Raw genomic sequence first — 15,329 nt, forward strand, 5'->3', positions numbered from 1 at the left:
GGGCTAGCCTGCCAAGCGTGGCCCGGCTGCTGCTCATCGAGGACGACCTGACGATCCGTACGCCGTTGCTCCGGGCCCTGCGGGAGCGGGGGCACGCGGTGGCCGCGGCCTCGACCGCGCTGGACGGGCTGCGCGACGCGCTCGACGACCGGCCCGATCTGGTCGTGCTCGACCTCGGACTACCCGATCTGGACGGCGGTGAGCTGCTGCGGATGCTGCGCGCGGTCAGCTCGGTGCCGGTCATCGTGGCCACCGCCCGTGACGACGAGGCCGAGATCGTCCGGATGCTCGACGCCGGCGCGGACGACTATCTGGTGAAGCCGTTCACCGCCGCCCAGTTGGACGCCCGGGCACGGGCGGTGCTGCGCCGCTCGACCGGCGACGCCGCGACGGACCCGGTGCTCGTGGTGGGTGGGCTGCGCGTCGACCCGCGGGCCCGGCAGGTCACCCTGGACGGCGCGCCGGTCGAGTTGACCCCCCGCGAGTTCGACCTGCTGCACCACCTCGCCGGCCGGCCGGGCCAGGTGGTCACCAAGCGGGAGCTGCTCACCGAGGTCTGGCGGATCCCGTACGGCGGGGCCGACAAGACCGTGGACGTGCACCTGTCCTGGCTGCGCCGCAAGCTCGGCGAGAGCGCCCAGGAGCCGCGCTACCTGCACACCGTCCGGGGGGTCGGGGTGCGGCTGGACGTTCCGGGCGACGCCCGGTGAGGGGCCGGCTGGCGCTGCTGGTCGCCGCGGTCGGGGTGCTCGTCATGGTCGCGTTCCTGGTGCCGCTGGCCGTGCTGGTGCGCACCGTCGCCGCGGACCGGGCGACCGTCCGGGCCGCCGCCGACGCGCAGGGCCTGGTCCCGGTGGTCGGCACGGCCGAGCCGGACACCGTCCGGCTGACCGTCGATCAGCTCGCCGCCGAGTCGGGGCGCGAGGTGAGCGTGTTCCTGCCGGACGGCACCGTGCTCGGCGCGCGGGTGCCGCGTACCCCGGCGGTGGTCCTTGCCGCGCGGGGGCAGAGCCTCACCGTCGAGTCCGCCACCGGCCGGGAGGTCGTCATCGCGGTCCAGGGCCGACCGGACGGGACGGCGGTGATCCGCACCGTCGTCCCGCGGGCCGAGCTGACCGCCGGGGTGACCCGGGCATGGCTCGTGCTGGCGCTGCTCGGCGTGCTCCTGGTGCTGGTCGGGCTGGGCGTCGCCGACCGGCTGGCCCGCACCCTGGTCCGGCCGATCGCCGACCTCGGCGCGGTCTCCCAGCGGCTCGCCAACGCCGAACTGGACGCCCGGGTACAGCCGGCCGGACCGCCCGAGCTGCGGGAGGTCGCGGGCGCGCTGAACCATCTGGCCGAGCGGATCCAGGTGCTGCTGTGCGAGGAACGCGAGCAGGTGGCCGACCTGTCGCACCGGCTGCGCACCCCGCTGACCGTGCTGCGGCTGGAGGCCGAGTCGCTGCGCGACCCGGACGACGTGGCCCGGCTGACCACCGCCGTGGACGGCCTTGAACGGGCGGTCACCGGCGTGATCCGGCAGGCCCGCTGGCGCAGTGCGGCGGCGGAGGGCGGTGGCTGCGACGCGGCCGCGGTGGTCGGCGAGCGGGTGGCGTTCTGGTCGGTCCTGGCCGAGGACACCGGGCGGAGCGTCACGCGCGACCTCGCGCCCGGACCGTTGCCGGTGCGGGTGGCCGGCGACGAGTTGGCGGCCGCCGTCGACGCGTTGCTCGGCAATGTCTTCGCGCACACGCCGGACGGCACGCCGTTCACCGTCCGGCTCGCTCGGGAGGCCGGGCAGGTGGCGCTGACCGTGGCGGACGCCGGCCCGGGCCTGCCAACCGGGTCGGTCCGGCGGGGCGCCAGCCGGGCCGGGTCGACCGGGCTGGGCCTGGACATCGCCGACCGGGCCGCCCGGGCCGCCGGCGGCCGGTTGGAGCTGGACAGCGGTCCCGACGGCGGGGCGGCGGTGACGCTCCGGCTCGGCCTTAACCCGGGATTAGACCTCGGGTAGCGCGCCGCTAGCCGTCCCCGGCCGATCCTCGACGCACAACCGAGGAGAGGTGGAGACGATGCGACGAACGTCCCTGGTACTGGCGGCGATGGGTGGGGCCGCGGTGCTGGCGGTCACCGGCGCGGCGATGGGCGTGACCGCGGCCGACCGGCCGGGTCCGGGCACCGCGCCGGCCGCCGTGGCCGCCGACGACAGCCCGGAAACGGTGAGTGCGAGCACCGACGACAACCCCGGGACGGACGACAACCCCGGACCGGACGACTCCGCGACCGCCGGCACGGCCCGGCCGGGTGGCGCCCCGAGCGCCTCCGGGGCGTCGGACGGCGCGGCCACCCGGCAGCAGGCCGGCAAGGTCGCGCTGGCCCGGCTCGGCGGCGGTCGGATCGTGGAGATCGAGGCCGAGACGGAGCACAACCGCCCAGTGTGGAGCGTCAAGGTCGCCCGCGCCGGCAGCACGTACGAGGTGAAGGTCGACCGGGGTGACGGCGCGGTGGTCGAGGTGGAGCGGCGGCGGGCCGACGACGCCCGCCGCACGGACGACGGACGCGGCGGCGACGACCGGTACGACGACCGCGGCGGCGACCGCGGCGGCGACCGCCACGACGACGACCGGTACGACGACCACGGCGGGGACCGGTCCGGCAGCGACGACTGAACGCCGGGTCACGGGTCCGGGCGGACGGGGTGCCCCCCGGACCCGACGGCGTCGGTGTGCGCCGCGCTCATGCGCCGCACCGACACCCGGACGAATGGATCGGCGGCGATGCCCGGAAAGCCTGTGGCGGAACGCGATCGGGTCGCTACATTGAAGTATGGTGCCCGCCCACGGCGGTCGGGCGGCGGAACCGGTCTACCGCCCTGTGCTGGCCGGTCGCCGGGGTGAGCTGGAGGCGCTGGCCCATCTCGACGACGCCACCGCTCCGCTGCTCGCCCCGGTCATCGACGTCCACGCGGTGGATCCGTGCACCGTGGACCTGCTCGGCCGGCTGCCGGCCGGGCTCCTCCCCGCCGTCGACGTGTCGGTGCTGCCCGACGCGCCGGAGAGCGAGCTGGTCCGCTGGGGCGTACCGCTGGTGCCGGTGATCGGGCTCGCGGAGGGCAACCGGCGGTTGGTGGCACACGGCGCGGCCGCCCGGGCCTACGCGCGGCGCGCGGTGCTCCGGCTGCGGACCGGGCAGGACCGGACGGGTCCGGACGCGACCACCGCCGCGGTGGAACGGGTGTGGCGGCTGGCCCGGCTGGTGCCGGAGCAGTGCGACCTGCTCATCGACGCGGGGGACGTGTGCTGCCCGGCCGACGTCCGGCTGGCCGAGCCGCGGGTCCGGCGGCTGGCGGAGTGGGCCCGGCGGCACGCCTGGCGCTCGGTGACCGTGGCGGCCGGCGGGATGCCGCCGACGCTGGCCCGGCTTCCCACCGACGAGCCGGTACGCCTGGACCGCTTCGACTGGCAGCTCTGGCAGCGCCTGGCCGACCTGGGCCTCGGCTACGGCGACTACGGCGTGGGCTGCGCCGCGCCTGGGGCGGACGGGCCGGGCGACCGGCTGCCGACGCTGCGCTACACCACGACCGGGGCGTGGTGGGTCTACCGGTGGTCGCGCCGCGGCGGCCGGGGCGACGACCGCTTCGCCGACCTGTGCCGCACGCTCGTCGCCGCGCCGCACTGGCCGGTGGCGGGCGCGAGCTTCTCCTGGGGAGACCACGAGATCCTGCGCCGGGCGCGACGCGGCGCGGGCGCCGGCTCGTCGGCGAACTGGATCGCCTGGAGCACGTCGCACCACCTGGCGCACGTGCTGGGCACGCTGCTCCGCCCCGAGCGTGAGCAGCGCGGCGGGCCGTGGCGGGTCGACCACGACGTCCCCGAGCGGGGGCGAGCCGGCCGGCCGCAGCGCGGCGGTGAGACCCGCCGCGCCGGGTGAGTCACTCCTTCTCGGTGAAGCCGAACTGCACGACGCCCTCGTCGTCGACCACCGCGTCCACCGAGGTGTCATCGAGCAGCTCGGCGGCGTCGGCGTCGAGGAAGATCCGGGCCCCCTGGTTGTCCACCACCTTGTCGCCCTGGATCGGCTCCTCGACCAGTTCGATGGAGAGCGAACCGGCGTCGGTGTCGGCGGCGATGCGCAGGCCACCCGCCTCGGCGACGTCCTGCTGGTTGGCGAGGTCGCGGATCACCATTACGGCGTTGTCGGTCATGGTCAGCATGGCGGAACTCCTCGTGGCTTGGCTGGTTCGGGAATCGCGGGCGGGTCGACGCGGCCCACGCGGCCGGTCGGGGCCCCGGGAAGGCGAATCAGGCTTCGCCGTGCAAACCAGGGCAGGTCGAACGCCCCTCATGGCCTACGGTGCCCCCTGCCCGGGCATCCGTCAAATAGAGCAGGGTCAGTCGACACCGGACCGGTGACGTCGCGGCGAGGAATGTTTTTCCCGCCGCATTCGGGGTATTCCGGCGGGTTCCACCCACGTCCGGCAATAACTTTCGCGGTGCAGTCTTCTCTGGAGGAAATCTCCGTGACAGCATCGGCACATGCATCGTCGTCTCTTCCCCCGGGCGCTCGCGGTGCTGGCGCTGGTCGCCACCGCGGCCACCGCCGGTGCCCCCACCGCCACGGCCGAAGCGCCCACCCCAGCGCAGACCCGGCTGCACGCGACCATCGACGCGATCCTCGCCGACTCCCGGCTCAACGGAGCACAGGCGGGCGTGGTCGTCGTCGACACCACCACCGGGCAGACCCTCTACGACCGCAACGGGGACCGGCGGCTGATCCCCGCCTCGAACACCAAGCTGCTCACCTCGACGGCGGCCATGGAACTGCTCGGCCCCGGGCACCGCTTCACCACCGACGTGGCCGGCGACGGGGTGCGCCGGGCCGGGCTGCTCTCCGGCAACCTCTACCTGCGCGGCGGGGGCGACCCGACCATGCTGGCCGAGGACTACGACCGGCTGGCCGCCGAGGTGGCCGCCGCCGGCGTACGGGTGGTGACCGGGAACCTGGTCGCCGACGACACGCGGTACGACCGCACCCGGCTGGGCCCGGACTGGACCTGGGACGACGAGTCCTACTACTACGCCGCGCAGGTCTCCGCGCTGACCGTCGCCCCGAACACCGACTACGACGCCGGCACGGTCATCGTGCACGCCGCTCCGGCCGGGCAGGCCGGCGCGCGGCCGACGGTCACCATGACGCCCGCCAACGGCTGGCTGCGGATCGACAACCGGGCCGAGACGGTCGCCACCGGCGAGACGACGATCTCCTTCGAGCGCGAGCACGGTGGCAACACCATCGTGGTGACCGGCCAGATCGCGGTCGGCCAGGCCGAGACGAGCGACTGGATGACGGTCTGGGAACCGACCGGCTACGCCGCCGACGTCTTCCGGTCGGCGCTGCAGCGGCACGGGGTGCGGGTGCTCGGCCGGACCGTGCTCGGCCGGGCCACCCCGGACGACGCCAAGCCGGTCGCCCGGCACGACTCGATGCCGCTGGCCGACCTGATGGTGCCGTTCCTCAAGCTCTCCAACAACGGCCACGCCGAGGTGCTCACCAAGGAACTGGGCCGGGTGCTCTCCGGCTCCGGCACCTGGTCCGCCGGACTGAGCGCGATCGGCGAGTACGTCGGCGACTCCGGAATGGACACCGGCACGCTGCGCCAGCGCGACGGCTCCGGGCTGTCCCGGCGCAACATGATCCCGCCCGCCCAGTTCGTCGCGCTGCTGTCGGCGGTCCGCGCCGAGCCCTGGTTCGACACCTGGTACGCCGCCCTGCCGGTGGCCGGCAACCCGGATCGGTTCGTCGGCGGCACGCTGCGCAGCCGGATGCGCGGCACCGCCGCGGCCGACAACGTGCACGCCAAGACCGGCAGCCTCACCGGCGCGTCCAGCCTCTCCGGCTACGCCACCGACGCCGACGGGCACGTGCTGGCCTTCTCCGTCGTGCTCAACAACTACCTGACCTCGTCGGTCAAGGGGCTGGAGGACCAGATCGCGATCGCGCTGGCCTCGTACACCGAGAAGGGGACGACCACGGCGCGGCTGGCGGTCCCGACGGCGCCGGAGTCGCCGCGGGTGCCAGAGGGTCTGGAGTGCTCCTGGGTGAAGCCGGCGGTCTGCTGAGCCGGCTCAGGCGCCGGGCCGGGGCGGGCACGGCTCGGCGGCGGGGTCGCCGCGCTCGATCAGCGCGTCGATCTCGGCCGGCGGCAGGCCCCGCAGCGTGAGCACCCGCCGCCCCCACCGGTGCAGCCGGCACGGGTGAGGGCTGGCGTCGTTGCGGCAGATCGTCCCGCCCGACCAGCGCCGTGGCGCGTGCACCACCACCGCGCGCACCGCGAACTGGGCGTCCTCACCGGTCACGTACGGCGGCAGCGGGATGTCCCGCAGCACGTCGCCGTCGGACGGCGGGAGAGAACGGACGACGCGGGCACTGCTGCTCATCGGTCGAGCCTCCACAGCGGATGGTCGGACGGGGACATCGGAAACCTATGGCGTCCCCCGCCGGCCGCGACGGACAAACTGTCCCGGTGGTTCATCCGGGCCGCGGTGCGCGCGGCGTCGCATTCCGGAGCTAGGCCGTCGATGATGACCGTCGAGCCCTGTAAGGCGGTCAGATTCGTTCCAGCACCACCACCGGGATCTCCCGGTCGGTCTTCGTCTGGTAGTCGTCGTACGCCGGCCAGGCGGCCGTCATGGTGCGCCACATCCGCGGCTTCTCCGCCGCCGTCGCGGTGCGGGCCCGGACCGGGAAGGTGTCCGGCCCGACCTGGACCTGCGCCTCCGGGTCGGCGAGCAGGTTGAGATACCAGGCGGGATGCTGCGGGGCGCCGCCCTGGGAGGCCACCACCAGGTAGGCGTCGCCGTCCCGGCCGTAGATCAGCGCGGTGCGCCGCAGCTTGCCCGAGCGCCGGCCACGGGTGGTCAGCAGCAGGGTGAAGACGCCGGGCCGCCACTCGTGGCCCTCGGCGCCGCCGGTCTCCACGTATCGCCGGATGTGCTCGGCGACCCAACCCTCGGGGCTGTCCAGCACCTGCTCGCTCGTGGCCATGGTGTCCCTCCCGGATCATCGGTCGGCCCGCCCGGCCCACGCTACCCGCGGCCTGCGCCGGGCACCGGACGATCGGCGGTCAGCGCAGCGCGACCGCTTGGAGGCTGACGTTGCCGCAGTCCCCCAGGGACTCCTCCACCGTCCAGGTCATCAGCAGCTTCGCGCCGGGCGGGGCACGGAACCGGATGGTGAAGTCGGCGGTACGTGCGGTGTGCGGGTCCTCCAGGCGCAGGGTGCGAGCCGGCCCGCCGCCGGAGATCCGCACGTCGAGGCGGCCGCGGGCCATCCACAGCCCGGCGTAGAGGTGCACGGTGCGGAGCTGCCCGTCGGCGACCACGGCCAGGGTGAACCCGTTGCCCTGGTCGCAGGTGTAGACCCCGGACATGGTTCCGTCGGCCGAGCCGACCGGCGCGCCGTCGCGCCAGGCGTACGCCTCCGGGTTGTTGCTGTAGCTCTGCCGCTCGCCGCGACCGCCCTCGTCCCGGATGTCGCCGGAGCCGTGCCGCTTGCGCACCGGCGTGCGGGGGCCGAGCAGTCCCCACTGGACCCAGTCGACCGTGCCCACCGCGCTGAGGTCGACCCGGGCCGGCACGTCGGCCTGGCTCACGGTCAGCGTCGGCGGCACGGCGGGCGTGGACGGCGACGGGCTGGGCGAGGGTGGGCGCTGGCGGGGGCGCAGCCCCGGCGTGACGGCCCCGGCCTGCGCGCCGCCCGGGGGCGGCAGCACGGGGCGGCCGGTCGGCGGGGCGGGCAGCACCGCGCTCTCCTCGCGGGGCGCGTCGTGCCGCTCGCTGCCGAGGTAGGCCACCAGCGCGGCCAGGCAGGCGAACGCGACCAGCGCCTCCAGCAGCCAGCGCCGCCGTCGCTGAGTCCGCGCCAGCCGGCGCAGCGCCGACCGCGTCTGCCCGCGCGGGTACGACGTGCGGCCGCTGACCCGACCGTGGTCCTCCTGCCCCACCGAACCTCCGCTCACCGCCGCGCTCCGGCCGCCGGTTCACGTTTCCATCATGGGCGGCGGTGCGCCATATGTCGGCGCGGGGCATTTCCACTTCGTTACCAAGCGGTAGCGACGGTGCCTCAACTCACCGTGATCGCCTCCAGCGTCACCCCGTCGTTCTCCCCGCCCACCACGGTAAGCGCCCGCCAGGTGATCAGCAGCCGCTCCCCGCGGGGTGCGCGGAAGTGGACGACGTACTGGAAGAAGCGGTCCCCGGCGGCGAGGGCGACCTCGCGGACGGCCGGGTCGCCGCCGCCGGAGAGCCGCACGTCGAGCCGGGCGCCGGCCGAGAACGCGCCGACGAAGAGTCGGACGGTCCGCAGGTCATCGCTGCCGGCCACGCTCAGCGTGAAGCTCTTCCCCGCGCCGGGCTGGAAGACCCCCGACCGGGCCCCCTCCTGCCGGGCCGTCGGTGTGCCATCCGTCCAGGTGAGAGCGACGGCGCCGGCGTTGTGCTCCACGCGGTCGCCGCCCGGGTCGCCGATCTCGCCGGTGCCGCGCTGCTTGCGCTGGACGCTGGCGGCGCCCGCGCCACCCCAGTGCAGCCAGTCCCGGTCGCCGAGCACGGTCAGCGACACCGACGGCGGCACCGGCTCCTGGTCCAGGTTGAGCAGCGGTCCGCCGGGAAGGGCCGGGTCCGCGGTTACCGGCACGACGGTGGGCGGCGCGGCGGTCGGCGCCGGGGCCGGGACGGTGGACGCCGCCGCGGGCACGGTCGGGCCGCCGTCCGGTGCCGCGCCGCGGCCGGCGTACGCCAGCACCAGCACCAGCGCGGTCAGCGCTGCCGCACCCAGGACGGCCCGCCGGCGGCGGCGCCGGGCCCGGGCCACGCCGACCCGGGTGACCGGCCGGTCGGCCGCGACGGCGGTGCGGACCCTGGCCGCGACCGGGCCGACTAGCCCGGCGAGCCGGGTGCCGACGCCCTCCGGGGCGGAGTGCCGCACCGGCGCGGCCGGCTTCGACCCTGCCGGCGGCTCGTCCGGACCGGGGGCCACCAGCGCGTCAGGCCAGGGTTCGGTCGGTGGCGCCGCGGTGCCGGGCACCACCGGTTCGGGTCCCGCCACCGGCGACGGGATCGCAGGCGCGGCCGGGGGCGGCGGGCCGAAGGGCTCGGCCGCCGGGGCGTCGGGGTCGCCCGGCAGCCGGTGCGGCGGCGGCTCGGGCGCGCGGGCCGGCTCGGCCGGTACGGCGGGCAGCCAGCCCCCGACCCGGATACCGGTCTGCGTGAGTTCGTCCTCAGCCACCGACCCCTCCCTCGGCCACCGGCGCCGGCGGCCGTGCCGTGGCCCGCCGCAGGGAGGATGACACACAGCCCGATCTTCGAGAAGCCGTCGGCCGGAGGCATCTTCGCGACAGTGCCCCGGTCAGCGCCGCTCGCGCCGCCGCAGCCCACGGTCCGGGTGCCAACTCTCGATCACCAGATGGTCCGGCGGGTCGCCGACCCGGGTCAGCACCACCTCGGTCAACTCGATCCGGAACCGGTGCGAGCCGTCCTCGCCCGCCGGCTCCTCGTGCGCCCGGCCGGCGATCTTCGCGTCCCCGCCCCAGGAGGTCGGGTCGTCCTCCGGGGCGTCCTCGGACGGGCTGTGCAGCGCCACCCGCGGGTCGCGGCGCAGGTCGAGCGCCTTCAGCGCGCCGGCCATGCTGCCCAGCCGGAGTTGCCCGTCGTCGGCGAAGTCGAACTCCGTGCCGCTGATCCGCGGCGAGCCGTCCCGTCGCAGGGTCGCCATCGTGCCGTGCCTGCGGACGGCGAAGCGGGCGCGCACGCGCGCCGCGAAGTCGGGTTCGGACGCCACCAGGTCGGACCACCATGTCATGCGGCCAGCGTGGCAGGGAAAGCTGACATCCCGCGGCGCCTTTTCCCGTGGGGTCAGCGGATCTCGAAGCCCAGCGCCTGCGCCAGCACGACGGCCTGCTCGGCGTCGACGATGGCGCCGGCCCGCTCCACCGCCGTGGGGTCGAGCGCGGTCAGGTCGCTGCCGCGCAGGTCGGCCCGGATCAGCTTGACGGCGTGCAGCTGCGCGCCGGAGAGGTCGACGCCGGTGAGCACCGCGCCGGTCAGGTCGGCGCCGGTGAGATCCACCTCGCGCATGCGGGCGTCGGTGATCCGCACGCCGCGCAGGTCGGCGCCGGGCAGGGCGACGAAGGACCAGTCGCCGCCGTCGACCCGCAGCGGGCGCAGGTCGCACTGCTCGAAGCTGCTGCCGACCAGCTTGCAGCCGGTGAACTCCGCCTCGAAGAGGTTGCACCGCTTGAAGGTGCAGCGGTCGAACGCGGAGTCGGTGTGCCGGGAGGCGTTGAGGGCCACGTTGCCGAAGACGCACTCGGTGAAGGTGGCCCCCTGGCTGACCGCCTCGGTGAGGTCGACGTGGAAGAACTCGCACCGGACGAAGTGCCGGTCGACCAGCTCCTCGGCGTACCAGTCCTGGTGGCGGTAGGTGACGTCCTCGACGGCTTCCGGCATGCGGCCGAGACTAGTGTGACCGGCCGACACTTCCCGCTCCCCGTACCGGCCGGTAGGTTCGACGTCGTGAGCGTCGCAGTGAGCACGGACCCGGACCGTATCGGCTTCGACCCCGCCCGGCTGGCGCGGATCGACGAGCACTTCGGCAGGTACGTCGACGACGGCCGGCTCGCCGGCTGGCAGATCGTGGTGACCCGCCGGGGCGAGATCGGCCACTCCTCGACGTACGGGCTGCGGGACCGGGAGGCCGGCACGCCGGTCGAGTCGGACACCCTCTGGCGCATCTACTCGATGACCAAGCCGATCACCTCGGTCGCCGCCATGATGCTCTGGGAGGAGGGCCGGTTCGAGCTGAACGACCCGGTCAGCCGCTGGCTCCCGGAGTTCGCCGACGTCCGGGTCTACGACCGGGGCTCGGTGCTCAAGCCGTACACCGTGCCGGCGGTCGAGCCCGTCCGGATCTGGCACCTGCTCACCCACACCGCCGGCCTGACCTACGGCTTCGCGCAGGTCAGCGTGGTCGACGGCCTCTACCGGGCGGCGGGGTTCGACCTGGGCGTGCCGGCGGGCGCGGACCTGGCCGAGGCGACGCGCGGGATGGCCCGGCTGCCGCTGCTCTTCCAGCCGGGCACCAGCTGGAACTACGGCGTCTCCACCGACGTGCTGGGCCGGCTGGTCGAGGTGGTCTCCGGGCAGTCGCTGGACGCGTTCTTCGCCGAGCGGATCTTCCGGCCGCTGGGCATGACCGACACCCGCTGGTGGGTCGAGGAGCCGGACGCCAAGCGCCTCGCCGCGCTCTACGCTCCGCACCCGGCCACCGGCCAGGCGGTCCGCGCCGAGGCGATCGGCCGCTACGCGCTCACCGCGCCCGAGTGCCTCTCCGGCGGCGGCGGGCTGGTCTCCACGGCCGCCGACTACCACCGGTTCACCCAGTTCCTGCTGCGCGGCGGCGAGCTGGACGGGGTGCGGCTGCTCGGCCCCCGGACGGTGCGCTTCATGACCCGCAACCACCTGCCCGGCGGCCGGGACCTGGCCTCGTTCTCCCCCGATGGCTTCGCCGAGACGATCCTCGACGGGATCGGCTTCGGGCTGGGCTTCGCCGTGGTGCTCGACCCGGTGCCGTCCCGGGTGCCGAGCAGCGTGGGCGAGTACTACTGGGGCGGCCTGGCCAGCACCGCGTTCTGGGTGGACCCGGCGGAGGAGGTCACCGCGCTGCTCTTCACCCAGCTCATGCCGTCGAGCACGTACCCCCTCCGCTCCCAGCTCCGCCAGCTCGTCTACTCGGCCCTGGTCGACTGACGCCCGGCCGGTTCGTCGGAACGGCACCGGTCGGGCGGGCCCGCTCCCTAGCCTGGGGAGCATGAGCGACATCGTCGTGTTCGGCGCCGGCGGGACGGCGGGCTCGCGGATCGCCGCCGAGGCGGCCGAGCGGGGGCACCGGGTCACCGCGGCGGTGCGCCGCCCGGAGGCGACCAGCTACCTGCCGCCCGGGGTCCGCACGGTGACCGGTGACGTGACCTCGGCGCGGAGCGTACGCGAGCTGGCCGGGGACGCCGACGTGTTCGTGGTGGCCATCGGCGGCGGCGAGCGGGAGCTGTGGCGCGACGCCGCGCGGACCCTGGTCGACACGCTGCGTGAGCTGCCCGACCCGCCCCGGGTGATCCACGTGGGGGGCGGGGCGACGTTGCTGACCCCGAAGGGCACCCGCTACCTGGACGAGCCGGACTTTCCCGAGGAGTACCGGGACTCGGCCGAGGGCCAGGCCGACGCCCTGGACATCTACCGCTCCGCGGCCGACGGGGTGACCTGGACGTATGTCTCACCGCCGCCGTTGGAGTTCCACCCGGGCGAGCGGACCGGGCACTACCGCACCGGCACCGACCACCCGGTCACCGACGCGCAGGGCCGCTCGGTGCTCACCTACGAGGACCTGGCGGTGGCGATCGTCGACGAGATCGAGAACCCGCGGTTCGGCAACGCCCGGTTCACCGCGGCGTACTGAGGTCAGTCGGCCAGCCGGGCCGGGAAACCGCCGGTGGCGATCGGCCCCCAGCTGTCGATGGTCACCCGGATCAGCGACTTGCCCTGGTCGACCATGGCCTGGCGGTACTCGTCCCAGTCCGGGTGCTCGCCGGAGATGCTGCGGAAGTATTCGACCAGCGGTTCGAGCGCCGCGGGCAGGTCGAGCACCTCGGCGGTGCCGTCGACCTGCACCCACGGCCCGTTCCAGTCGTCGGAGAGCACGCACGCGGAGACCCGGGGGTCGCGGCGGATGTTGGTGACCTTGGCCCGCTCCGGGTAGGTGGAGATCACCAACCGCCCCTCGGCGTCGACCCCGCAGGAGACCGGGGAGGACTGTGGCCGGCCGTCGGCGCGGGTCGTCATGAGCACGACCCGGTGCCGGGGGCGGAGGAAATCGATCAGGGCGTCCCGGTCGACCCGGGTGTTGGTCGCGATGCTGCGTGCCATCCCTCGGTTCTACCAGGTGGGCCGGACGGGCCTCAGCGGGGACGGCCGGCGACCCGGCGCGGGGAGGTCTGCTCCGGCACGCGCGGGCGCACGCTCGGCCGCCAGGCGCGCCCGTTGGCGTAGATCACCCGGAAGCCGAGGTAGGAGGCGAGCGGCGCCCAGTGCGCCGAGCCCATCCGCAGTTCGGCGGCGTTGTGCCGCTGCCCGTTGGCCAGCACGTCGAGCAGCACCGTCTCGAAGGCGGCCGACTCGACCCAGTCGACCTCGCGGGTGAAGCCGCAGACCAGCGCGGCCCCGGTGACGTCGAGGAACTCGCGCAGCATGGCGTCGGAGGCGCGCAGCACCGAGCAGCTGCCGAAATAGAGGCGGCGCCCCTCGCAGCGGCCGGCCATCCGCTCGGCGACGTCGGCCAGCTCGACGGAGTCCCAGTCGGTGAGGCAGAGCCGGCTCGGCTCGCCGTGCATGGCGAAGAAGCCGACCCGGTAGTCGGCGTACTGCTTGAGCAGCCAGCGGTCGAGGAAGTAGAAGAGCTCGTCGCGGGTGGCGGCGTCCTTGTGGATGAAACGGATCCGGCCCAGCCGTTCGAGCAGTTCGAGGGTGGGCAGGACGGAGCCGCGCTCGTTGAGGTCCCGGTGCCACTGCCCTTCGATGCAGAAGACGCCACCACGCGCCAACGCCCACCTCCCCCGCCCGCGAAGGTCGCCCGGAAGGCCGTACCCGGCCTCGGAGGCAGACGTTACCGGGCCGGGGTGACGAGGGGACATCACCCTGGGTGTGGTCGGTTGGGCGAGTCCGTCACCGTCGCACGGTTCCGCCGTCATCGGCACCGGCCGGGCCGGAGTGGGCGATTCGCCATTCACCGCGATTCACAGGTAATGCCCAGCAAGGGCGTAATGCGAGAGCAATTCCGGTTATCCGCCACGAATCGGCAGGACGGCTGTCACGGTGGAAGGGACGGGATCTTCCGGTCGATGTCCCGCCCCAACCCCACATCACTCTCTAACGGGAGGAATTCTGTGCGCGTCAACACGCTCAAGCGGGTGGCCGTCGCGTTCGCGCTGGCCCTGCCCGGGGCCGCGATCGCCACGGTCGTCGCCGCACCGCCGGCCCATGCCGACGGCTGCTACACCTGGCCGAGGAACCTCTACCAGGGGCGGTCCGGCGAGGATGTCCGACAACTCCAGATCCGGGTGGCCGGCTGGGCCGCGTACCGGGACATCGTCCGGGTCGACGGCATTTACGGCCCCGAGACGGCGGCCGCGGTCCGGCGCTTCCAGTCCGCGTACGGGCTGCGCGCCGACGGCGTCGCCGGCCCGCAGACCTTCGCCAAGATCTACGACCTTCAGGACGACGACTGCACGCCGAAGCACTTCAGCTACACCGAACTCGACAACGGTTGCGGCAAGGGCGGGTGGAGCGGGGGCCCGCTCTCGTCGACCGCGACCCGGGGCATGGCGCTGCGCACCATGTGGAAGCTGGAGGCGCTGCGGCGCAGTCTCGGTGACACGCCGCTCTACGTCACCAGCGGATTCCGCAGCATCGCCTGCAACCAGCAGGTCGGCGGCGCCTCGGACAGCCAGCACCTCTACGGCGACGCGGCCGACCTGACCTCCCGCAACAGGACGCTCTGCCAGGTGGCCCAGTCGGCCCGCAACCACGGCTTCAGCGGCCTCTACGGCCCTGGCTACCCCGACCACAGCGACCACGTCCACGTGGACTCGCGTCGGGAGAACAACCAGGACCGGTCGTCGAACACCACCAGCTGGTCCGCCCCGAACTGCGGGATCGGCTGACCGGTGTCGACGGCGGCCCGACGCAGGGGTGGGGGGTCCCTGCGGCCGGGCCGCCGTCGGTGGTCCCGGGCGGGCGACCACTCCGGCTCGGCGTGGCTGATGCCACGCCGCGATCCGGAGCGGTCGTCAGCTCGCCCGGGGCCAGCGCGGCCGGGTGGCGGGGGGTGCCACCGGCCGACCGGTACCGCCGGGCCGGAGGCCGGGCCGCACCGGAGGTGGGGCAACCCGGCCGACCGGGCCGCGCGGGGACTGGGACGCGGCCGGCCGCCCGGCCGACGGGCCGGTCAGTACGAACGGGAAGGGCACGTGCACGAACGGGTTCCCGTGCCGGACCAGGGCGTCGATCTGACGCTCGTTGAGGCCGTGGGCCTCCAGCACGCGCCGCCCCCACCGGTGCAGCCGGCAGGGGTACGCGGCACCGTCGTTGCGGCACTTCGGTCCGGCGGGCCACTCCTCGGCGGCGTGCACCACCACCGCCCGGACCGCGAGCCGGACATCCTCGGGGGTCAGCGGCGCCGGCACCGGCACCTCGCCCAGGATCTGATCGATGGGATCCGTCGACTGCTCACCAACTCGCACGGCA

Annotated in this window: 18 protein-coding genes; 8 read left to right on the forward strand and 10 right to left on the reverse strand. The window is 74.6% G+C overall.

Going from position 1 to position 15,329, the window contains the following annotated elements:
- Positions 1-17: 17 nt before the first annotated feature.
- The 4 genes from AB0F68_RS32390 (at position 18) to AB0F68_RS32405 (ending at position 3,909) form a co-directional block, all read left to right on the forward strand.
- Positions 18-710, forward strand: a complete 693-nt coding sequence (locus AB0F68_RS32390; protein WP_357345182.1) for a response regulator transcription factor — start codon at positions 18-20, stop codon at positions 708-710.
- Complete coding sequence (locus AB0F68_RS32395; protein WP_357345183.1) at positions 707-1,993, forward strand: HAMP domain-containing sensor histidine kinase; 1,287 nt, start codon at positions 707-709, stop codon at positions 1,991-1,993. Before AB0F68_RS32390 ends, AB0F68_RS32395 begins: the two co-directional genes overlap by 4 nt.
- A 58-nt stretch (positions 1,994-2,051) precedes the next feature.
- Positions 2,052-2,648 carry a PepSY domain-containing protein gene (locus AB0F68_RS32400; protein ID WP_357345185.1) on the forward strand — a complete coding sequence of 199 codons (597 nt, stop codon included), beginning with the start codon at positions 2,052-2,054 and terminating at the stop codon, positions 2,646-2,648.
- Between the two features lie 157 nt (positions 2,649-2,805).
- Entirely contained in the window at positions 2,806-3,909 is a 1,104-nt protein-coding gene (locus tag AB0F68_RS32405; protein WP_357345187.1) for a hypothetical protein, read from the forward strand.
- A 1-nt stretch (position 3,910) separates the two neighbouring features.
- Here the strand turns inward: AB0F68_RS32405 and AB0F68_RS32410 are convergent, their stop codons facing one another.
- Positions 3,911-4,192, reverse strand: a complete 282-nt coding sequence (locus AB0F68_RS32410; RefSeq protein ID WP_357345189.1) for an iron-sulfur cluster biosynthesis family protein — start codon at positions 4,190-4,192, stop codon at positions 3,911-3,913.
- A 322-nt stretch (positions 4,193-4,514) separates the two neighbouring features.
- On the opposite strand from AB0F68_RS32410, the gene dacB reads away from it, so the two are divergent.
- Complete coding sequence (gene dacB, locus AB0F68_RS32415) at positions 4,515-6,098, forward strand: D-alanyl-D-alanine carboxypeptidase/D-alanyl-D-alanine-endopeptidase (protein ID WP_357345192.1); 1,584 nt, start codon at positions 4,515-4,517, stop codon at positions 6,096-6,098.
- Between the two features lie 6 nt (positions 6,099-6,104).
- On the opposite strand, the gene AB0F68_RS32420 is transcribed toward dacB, so the two are convergent.
- From AB0F68_RS32420 to AB0F68_RS32445, 6 genes are all read right to left on the reverse strand, one after another.
- Positions 6,105-6,416: a hypothetical protein gene (locus AB0F68_RS32420; protein ID WP_357345194.1), complete on the reverse strand. Its 312-nt coding sequence runs from the start codon at positions 6,414-6,416 to the stop codon at positions 6,105-6,107.
- A gap of 169 nt (positions 6,417-6,585) precedes the next feature.
- On the reverse strand, positions 6,586-7,023 hold the full coding sequence (locus tag AB0F68_RS32425; protein ID WP_357345196.1) for a nitroreductase family deazaflavin-dependent oxidoreductase: 438 nt from the start codon (positions 7,021-7,023) through the stop codon (positions 6,586-6,588).
- Between the two features lie 79 nt (positions 7,024-7,102).
- Complete coding sequence (locus AB0F68_RS32430) at positions 7,103-7,981, reverse strand: hypothetical protein (protein ID WP_357345198.1); 879 nt, start codon at positions 7,979-7,981, stop codon at positions 7,103-7,105.
- A gap of 119 nt (positions 7,982-8,100) precedes the next feature.
- Positions 8,101-9,264, reverse strand: coding sequence for a hypothetical protein (locus AB0F68_RS32435; protein ID WP_357345200.1), 1,164 nt, complete (start codon positions 9,262-9,264; stop codon positions 8,101-8,103).
- Positions 9,265-9,384: 120 nt separating this feature from the next.
- Complete coding sequence (locus tag AB0F68_RS32440) at positions 9,385-9,837, reverse strand: pyridoxamine 5'-phosphate oxidase family protein (RefSeq protein ID WP_357345201.1); 453 nt, start codon at positions 9,835-9,837, stop codon at positions 9,385-9,387.
- 53 nt (positions 9,838-9,890) lie between these two features.
- Entirely contained in the window at positions 9,891-10,484 is a 594-nt protein-coding gene (locus AB0F68_RS32445; RefSeq protein ID WP_357345203.1) for a pentapeptide repeat-containing protein, read from the reverse strand.
- 66 nt (positions 10,485-10,550) lie between these two features.
- Between AB0F68_RS32445 and AB0F68_RS32450 the strand changes: the two genes are divergently transcribed.
- Together AB0F68_RS32450 and AB0F68_RS32455 are read left to right on the forward strand one after the other, a co-directional pair.
- Complete coding sequence (locus tag AB0F68_RS32450) at positions 10,551-11,783, forward strand: serine hydrolase domain-containing protein (RefSeq protein WP_357345205.1); 1,233 nt, start codon at positions 10,551-10,553, stop codon at positions 11,781-11,783.
- 61 nt (positions 11,784-11,844) lie between these two features.
- Complete coding sequence (locus AB0F68_RS32455) at positions 11,845-12,486, forward strand: NAD(P)H-binding protein (protein ID WP_357345207.1); 642 nt, start codon at positions 11,845-11,847, stop codon at positions 12,484-12,486.
- A 2-nt stretch (positions 12,487-12,488) separates the two neighbouring features.
- Here the strand turns inward: AB0F68_RS32455 and AB0F68_RS32460 are convergent, their stop codons facing one another.
- Positions 12,489-12,953 carry a PPOX class F420-dependent oxidoreductase gene (locus AB0F68_RS32460; RefSeq protein WP_357345208.1) on the reverse strand — a complete coding sequence of 155 codons (465 nt, stop codon included), beginning with the start codon at positions 12,951-12,953 and terminating at the stop codon, positions 12,489-12,491.
- A 32-nt stretch (positions 12,954-12,985) separates the two neighbouring features.
- The gene (locus AB0F68_RS32465) at positions 12,986-13,627 is read right to left on the reverse strand and encodes a hypothetical protein (RefSeq protein ID WP_357345210.1); all 642 of its coding nucleotides are present in this window, start codon (positions 13,625-13,627) and stop codon (positions 12,986-12,988) included.
- Positions 13,628-13,969: 342 nt separating this feature from the next.
- On the opposite strand from AB0F68_RS32465, the gene AB0F68_RS32470 reads away from it, so the two are divergent.
- The gene (locus AB0F68_RS32470; protein ID WP_357345212.1) at positions 13,970-14,746 is read left to right on the forward strand and encodes a D-Ala-D-Ala carboxypeptidase family metallohydrolase; all 777 of its coding nucleotides are present in this window, start codon (positions 13,970-13,972) and stop codon (positions 14,744-14,746) included.
- A gap of 126 nt (positions 14,747-14,872) precedes the next feature.
- On the opposite strand, the gene AB0F68_RS32475 is transcribed toward AB0F68_RS32470, so the two are convergent.
- The gene (locus tag AB0F68_RS32475; RefSeq protein WP_357345213.1) at positions 14,873-15,325 is read right to left on the reverse strand and encodes a hypothetical protein; all 453 of its coding nucleotides are present in this window, start codon (positions 15,323-15,325) and stop codon (positions 14,873-14,875) included.
- Positions 15,326-15,329: the final 4 nt, after the last annotated feature.

The organism is Micromonospora sp. NPDC023966 (assembly GCF_040639095.1).
Classification (GTDB): Bacteria; Actinomycetota; Actinomycetes; order Mycobacteriales; family Micromonosporaceae; genus Micromonospora.

Excerpts from the sequence above, each read along its gene's own strand:
- AB0F68_RS32400 (WP_357345185.1), top strand. The coding sequence starts at position 2,052 with ATGCGACGAACGTCCCTGGTACTGGCGGCGATGGGTGGGGCCGCGGTG.
- AB0F68_RS32405 (WP_357345187.1), top strand. The coding sequence starts at position 2,806 with ATGGTGCCCGCCCACGGCGGTCGGGCGGCGGAACCGGTCTACCGCCCT.
- AB0F68_RS32410 (WP_357345189.1), bottom strand. The coding sequence starts at position 4,192 with ATGCTGACCATGACCGACAACGCCGTAATGGTGATCCGCGACCTCGCC.
- dacB (WP_357345192.1), top strand. The coding sequence starts at position 4,515 with ATGCATCGTCGTCTCTTCCCCCGGGCGCTCGCGGTGCTGGCGCTGGTC.
- AB0F68_RS32420 (WP_357345194.1), bottom strand. The coding sequence starts at position 6,416 with ATGAGCAGCAGTGCCCGCGTCGTCCGTTCTCTCCCGCCGTCCGACGGC.
- AB0F68_RS32425 (WP_357345196.1), bottom strand. The coding sequence starts at position 7,023 with ATGGCCACGAGCGAGCAGGTGCTGGACAGCCCCGAGGGTTGGGTCGCC.
- AB0F68_RS32440 (WP_357345201.1), bottom strand. The coding sequence starts at position 9,837 with ATGACATGGTGGTCCGACCTGGTGGCGTCCGAACCCGACTTCGCGGCG.
- AB0F68_RS32445 (WP_357345203.1), bottom strand. The coding sequence starts at position 10,484 with ATGCCGGAAGCCGTCGAGGACGTCACCTACCGCCACCAGGACTGGTAC.
- AB0F68_RS32455 (WP_357345207.1), top strand. The coding sequence starts at position 11,845 with ATGAGCGACATCGTCGTGTTCGGCGCCGGCGGGACGGCGGGCTCGCGG.
- AB0F68_RS32460 (WP_357345208.1), bottom strand. The coding sequence starts at position 12,953 with ATGGCACGCAGCATCGCGACCAACACCCGGGTCGACCGGGACGCCCTG.